5 protein-coding genes and 1 pseudogene are annotated in these 5,510 nt (G+C 72.0%); 4 read left to right on the forward strand and 2 right to left on the reverse strand.

Features of this window, described 5'->3' with window-relative positions; genetic code table 11:
• From VJS38_RS08650 to lpxC, 3 genes and pseudogenes are all read left to right on the forward strand, one after another.
• Nucleotides 1-357: pseudogene (locus VJS38_RS08650) on the forward strand (cell division protein FtsZ); the annotation flags it as partial.
• A 187-nt stretch (nucleotides 358-544) separates the two neighbouring features.
• Nucleotides 545-826, forward strand: coding sequence for a hypothetical protein (locus VJS38_RS08655; protein ID WP_324087748.1), 282 nt, complete (start codon nucleotides 545-547; stop codon nucleotides 824-826).
• A gap of 180 nt (nucleotides 827-1,006) precedes the next feature.
• A complete protein-coding gene (gene lpxC, locus VJS38_RS08660) occupies nucleotides 1,007-1,915 on the forward strand; it encodes a UDP-3-O-acyl-N-acetylglucosamine deacetylase (RefSeq protein ID WP_324087749.1) in 909 nt (302 codons plus the stop codon).
• A 19-nt stretch (nucleotides 1,916-1,934) separates the two neighbouring features.
• Here lpxC and VJS38_RS08665 read toward each other — a convergent pair whose 3' ends face one another.
• On the reverse strand, nucleotides 1,935-2,753 hold the full coding sequence (locus VJS38_RS08665; protein WP_324087750.1) for an OmpA family protein: 819 nt from the start codon (nucleotides 2,751-2,753) through the stop codon (nucleotides 1,935-1,937).
• A gap of 203 nt (nucleotides 2,754-2,956) precedes the next feature.
• A complete protein-coding gene (locus tag VJS38_RS08670; RefSeq protein ID WP_414692425.1) occupies nucleotides 2,957-4,699 on the reverse strand; it encodes a DEAD/DEAH box helicase in 1,743 nt (580 codons plus the stop codon).
• A 176-nt stretch (nucleotides 4,700-4,875) separates the two neighbouring features.
• Between VJS38_RS08670 and VJS38_RS08675 the strand changes: the two genes are divergently transcribed.
• Nucleotides 4,876-5,510, forward strand: a 635-nt coding sequence (locus VJS38_RS08675; protein WP_324087751.1) for an SDR family NAD(P)-dependent oxidoreductase, incomplete at its 3' end; no start/stop codon positions are given.

The raw sequence follows: 5,510 nt of genomic DNA on the forward strand, positions 1-5,510 counted from the left end.
TCCGAGCCGGTCGCGGTCGTCGAGCAGGCGCAGCCCGACCTCTACGCCGCGCCCGTCGCCGCCGCGCCCCAGCCGGCGCAGACGGTCACCCGGATCGTCGATCCGGCGGTGGCCGAGTACGAGGACGAGGAGCCGCTGTTCGCCGAGCCCGCCTATGAGGCTCGCCGGCCGCGCGGCGGGTTCCTCAGCCTGTTCGGCGGCCGTCCGCGCTACGAACAGGCGCCGGCTCCGGCCCCTGCGCCGCGCGCCGCCCCGCAGGTCCGCGGCGGCGCCCTGCCGCTGGAGACCCCGGCGCCGGAAGCCGAGACGGGGGAAGATCTCGAGATCCCGTCCTTCCTGCGCCGCCTGGCCAACTAGGCGCGGCGTAACGATCGGGCGGCCCCTGCACCGCCCAGCCCCGAGAGGCGGGCGCCACGACCCCGGCGCCCGCCTCTTTCGTTTGCGTCAGATCCTCTCCCTGGGGGGAGCACCTTGCGCTCCGGGACGTTTTGGCCAAAAGCCGAGGTCGGGCGGATGTTCCGCTTGCAATATCCAGGGGACGAGCGTGAGCGACGACCAGTCCGCGAAGATCCAGGCCACCGTCGAGCGCGTGCTGGAGCTGGCCGAAGAGGTCGAGGCCGCGGGCGAGGCCTCTGTCGGCGGCGCTGGCCTGGAGCGGACGCGGGCGGTGCTGCATGCCTGGATCGACGGGATGAAGGGCGTGGTGGTCCATCCCGCGCTCGGCCGCGTGACCGTGATCCACGAGAACGGCCGCGAATCCACCATCGCCTCGGCGGAACTGCCGTATCTCTTGAGCGTGCCGGTCAATCCGAAGACGGACGCCTGATCCTCTCGAAGCGTCCGTAGCCGAACGTGTCGGTTCGGTGAACGAGGTCTTAACTGTCCCGAAGCGAAACATAGCGAAACAGCAAGTGTTTTGCTGCGGCGCGGTAATCGCCGTACCCAGCAACTGGGACGTTCTCCGACCGCCCAGGTGGTCGGTTCAGTTGTTTTGGAAGGTGGCAGCGTGGCCGCAGACGGGTTTCAGCACGGCGCCTTTCAGCACACCTTGCGCACTCCGGCGCTGTTCGCCGGGGTCGGGGTGCATACGGGCGCCTATACTCGGGTCGCCGTCCGTCCGGCGGCTGTCGACGAAGGCGTGGTCTTCGTCCGCACCGACGTCACGGATCGCGACAATCGCCTGCCGGTGAGCGGCGAGGCGGTCTGCAAGACCCAGCTCGGCACGGTGATCTGCAACGCAGCCGGCGTCACCGTCTCGACCATCGAGCACCTGATGGCGGCCCTGGTGATGCTGGGCCTCGACAATGCGGTGGTCGAGCTCGACGGGCCGGAGATGCCGATCATGGACGGCTCGGCCGAGCCGTTCGTGCGTCTGCTCGACCGCGCCGGCCGCCGCCCGCAGGCCGCGGCCCGCCGCTTTATCGAGATCCTGCAGGCGGTCGAGGTCGCCGACGGCGACAAGCGTGCGGCGCTGAAGCCCTGCCATCGCTTCGAAATGGCCTTCTCGATCCGTTTCCCGACCAAGGTCATCGGCCGCCAGGCGATCGACATGGCGATGGACGAGCACGCCTTCCGCCGCGAGATCGCCGACTGCCGCACCTTCGGCTTCGTGCATGAGGTCGAGGCCCTGCGCGCTCTGGGGCTGGCCCGCGGCGGCAGCCTGGAGAACGCGGTGGTGATCGAGGGCGACCGGGTGCTCAATCCAGAGGGCCTGCGCCGCCCCGACGAGTTCGTGCGCCACAAGGCGCTCGACGCGATCGGCGACCTCTATGTCCTGGGCGCGCCGGTGATCGGCCGCTTCGAGGGCGAGCTGGCCGGCCACGGCCTCAACAACCAGCTGGTGCGCGCCCTGCTCGCGCGGCCCGACGCCTGGCGCGTCATCACCTTCGTGGAAGAAATCGCCGAGGCGGTGTGAACCGCCCCGGGGGCTCGGCCTATTCCGCAGTCGCCGCCTGCTGGCTGGACTTGTTGACCGCGATCGTCACGGTCACGCGCCGCGCTTCGGCGGCGGTCTTCGGCGGGTCGGGGTCCTGGGCGACCGGCGCGGAGCCGAGCGCGGTGTCGGGAATGAAATAGGCCGGCGAGATGCCCTGGGTGCGGACCAGGTAGTTCTTGACCGTCTCCGCCCGCTGCTGGCTCAGCCGCTCGTTGGCTGCGGCGTTGCCGCTGGTGTCGGCGCGGCCCACCACCGCCAGCCGATAGGCGCCCTTGATCTGCTTGGCCTGGGCTGCGATCGACTGCAGGTTCTGCTTGCCCTCCTCGGTGAGCTGGGCGCTGCCGAGGGCGAAATAGACCTTGGTCCGCCCCGCGGGCTCCAGCAGGCCGACGTTGGCGATGGCGTTGGCGTTCCTGGCCACGTTGGCGTCGGTGCTGGCGAGGCCCGCATTGATCTGCTGGGCGGTCTTCAGGTCGCTGTTCTTGAAGGTGACGTCGGTGGCGGCCAGCCGGCCGGCGTCGCTCGGGACCGTGCTCACCGTGACCGCCAGCCCGCGGATCAGGTCGGAGGGCGGGTGGTCCTCGCCGCGGATCCCCAGCGCGCCGGAGGTGCCGCGGATGCTGGTGCCGGGGGTCAGCAGGACCGGCGTGTCGGCGCCGTTGGCGCGCACGACGATGGTCGAGCCGCTGTGGGAGATGATCATCCCCTTCAGGGTCCCGTTCGTCGCCGCGGCGTCCTGGCCAAGCGCGAGCCCGGGCGCGCCCGCCATCGCCGCCAGGAGGCCGAGCGTCGCGAGCTTGGTTCTGATCGTCGTCATCATCGCGTCCTCCACGCCGGCCCGTCGGGGGCTCGGGAGCGCTGTTTCAGCGCTGAAACAGTGGAATCTAACGACGTTGTTTGTGAAGCTGATACTAGGGCGAACCCTTAGAGCGCATTCCGCAAGAGTGGATCCGGTCCTGAGATCGGCGTTCGCGCCAAGCTTTTGATTCTAGGGGCTGATTCATCAGCAGGGCGCGAGCCCTAGGCTGGGTGGCGCCCGCCGTTCGGCCGCCGCCGCGGCGGGCCCCGGCGAGGCGGGCCGCCCTTGGCCGAAGGTCCTCGGGGCGCATGGCCCTTCGGCTTGGCTCCGCGCGGTCCTGGGGGCCTCGGCGCCGGGGCGCCGGCCGGCGTGATCGGGACTTCGCCGTCGGCGGCGTGGCGCAGGGCCTCGCGGAAGCGCGCCTCCGCGGCGGCGGCGATCTCGAACCGGGTCTCGCGGTCGAAGATGCGGATCTCGCCGATGTCCTTCTTGGTCACATGGCCCAGCCGGCAGATCAGCGGCACCAGCCACTTGGGGTCGGCGTTGTCGCGCCGGCCGACCGGCATCTGGAACCAGGCGCCGCTTGCGGCCTCCAGGGCGTGGCGCGGCTCGCGGCTGCGTTCGCGGCGCTGATGCGGCGGCGGCTCGGCGCCGCGGCCGTCGTCGAACACCTCCTCGGGATCGGGCAGGCGCGAGCGGTAGAGGCGGGCGAGCGCCGCGGCCACCACCTCCGGCGCGCGGCCTTGCAGCAGCTCGCGGCCGAGCGCCAGGTCCTCGTCCGAGGCCGCCTCGCTGAGGAGCGGGCTCTCCAGCAGGCGCTCGCGGTCGCGCGCGTGGATCTCTTCGGCGAGCGGCGGTCCGGACCAGATCGCCTGCACCTGGGCCGACGCCAGCAGGTGCTCGGCCTTGCGCTGGCGGGTGTAGGGGACCAGCAGGACCGAGACGCCCTTGCGGCCGGCGCGGCCGGTGCGGCCGCTTCGATGCAAGAGCGTGGCCTTGTTCTGCGGCAGCTCGGCGTGGATCACCAGGTCCAGCGCCGGCAGGTCGAGGCCGCGCGCGGCCACGTCGGTCGCCACGCAGGCCCGGGCATGGCCGTCGCGCAGCGCCTGCAGCGCATCGGAGCGCTCCTTCTGGCTAAGCTCGCCGGAAAGGGCCACGGCGCTGAAGCCGCGCTCCCGCAGGGCCCCGTAGAGGTGGCGCACCGCCTCGCGGGTGGCGCAGAAGATCAGCGCCCCCGGCGGCTCGAAATAGCGCAGCACGTTGACGACGGCGTGCTCCAGTTCGTTCGGCGCGACGCGGACCGCGCGGTACTCGATGTCGCGGTGCGGCTCGTCGCGGCGCACGGTGTCGATGCGCACCGCCTCGCGCTGGTAGCGGCGGGCCAGGGTGGCGATCTCGCGGGCGATGGTGGCCGAGAAGAGCAGGGTGCGCCGCTCGGGCGGCGTGGCGTCGAGGATCTCCTCCAGGTCCTCGCGGAAACCGAGGTCGAGCATTTCGTCGGCCTCGTCCAGCACCACGACCTTGAGGCCGGAGAGGTCGAGGTTTCCGCGCTCCAGGTGGTCGCGCAGGCGGCCGGGGGTGCCGACCACCAGATGGCAGCCGGCGGCCAGCGCCCGCTGCTCGCGCCGGGCGTCCATGCCGCCGACGCAGGTTGCGATCCGCGCCTCGGCCGCGGCGTAGAGCCAGCCGAGCTCGCGGGCGACCTGCAGCGCAAGCTCACGGGTCGGCGCGATGATGAGGCCGAGCGGGACGGCGGCCTGGGCGAACCGCGGCGCCTCGCCCAGCAGCTCGCCGGCGGCGGCGAGGCCGAAGGCCACCGTCTTGCCGGAGCCGGTCTGGGCGGAGACCAGCAGGTCGGCGCCTGCTGGGGCCTCCAGGATCGCGGCCTGGACCGGAGTCGGCTCCTCGTAACCTTGCGCGGCGAGCGCCTGGGCCAGAGCGGGATGGGTGTTCGGAAACGGCATCGGAAACCTCGTGCGCCCGCCGCCAAGCCTGCCGCGAGCGTGAGCGGGCAGCCGTTAGCAGGCTTTGCGCCCGCCGTCCGCATCGCCGCGAGTAAATCAGGCGCCGGCGGGTGGCGTTCGGGCCTGGCCGACCCACATAGGGCAGAGCTCCACCACGTGGACGCAGGGAGGCCCCGATGGCGAAGACGTTCGGACACCACTCCACCACCGACGACGTGCTCCAGGGCGTCGATCTCAGCGGCAAGCGGATTCTGGTGACCGGGGTCTCGGCGGGCCTCGGCGTGGAGACGGCGCGCGCGCTGGCGGCCCACGGCGCCGAGGTGGTGGGGGCCGCCCGCGACCTCGCCAAGGCCGAGGCGGCGACCGCGCCCGTACGTGCGCAGGCGGCCGACGGCGGAAGCCTTTCGCTGGTCGAGCTGGACCTGGCCTCCCTGGCCAGCGTGCGCAAGTGCGCCGACGCCCTGGTCACCGCCGGGCGGCCCTTCGACCTGGTGATCGCCAACGCTGGCGTCATGGCCACGCCCTTCGGCCGGACCGCCGACGGCTTCGAGACACAGTTCGGGACCAACCACCTCGGCCACTTCGTGCTCGTCAACCGCATCGCCGGCCTGATCGCCCCGGGCGGCCGCTTCGTCGGCCTATCGTCGGCCGCGCACCGCTTCTCGGACGTCAACCTGGACGATCCGAGCTTCGCGCACACCGAATACACCCCGTTCGGCGCCTACGGCCGGTCGAAGACCGCCAACGTCCTCTTCGCCGTCGAGTTCGACCGGCGCCAGAAGGCCCGCGGCTTGCGCGCCGCGGCCGTTCA

It is taken from the genome of Phenylobacterium sp., from assembly GCF_035276905.1.
Classification (GTDB): Bacteria; Pseudomonadota; Alphaproteobacteria; order Caulobacterales; family Caulobacteraceae; genus Phenylobacterium.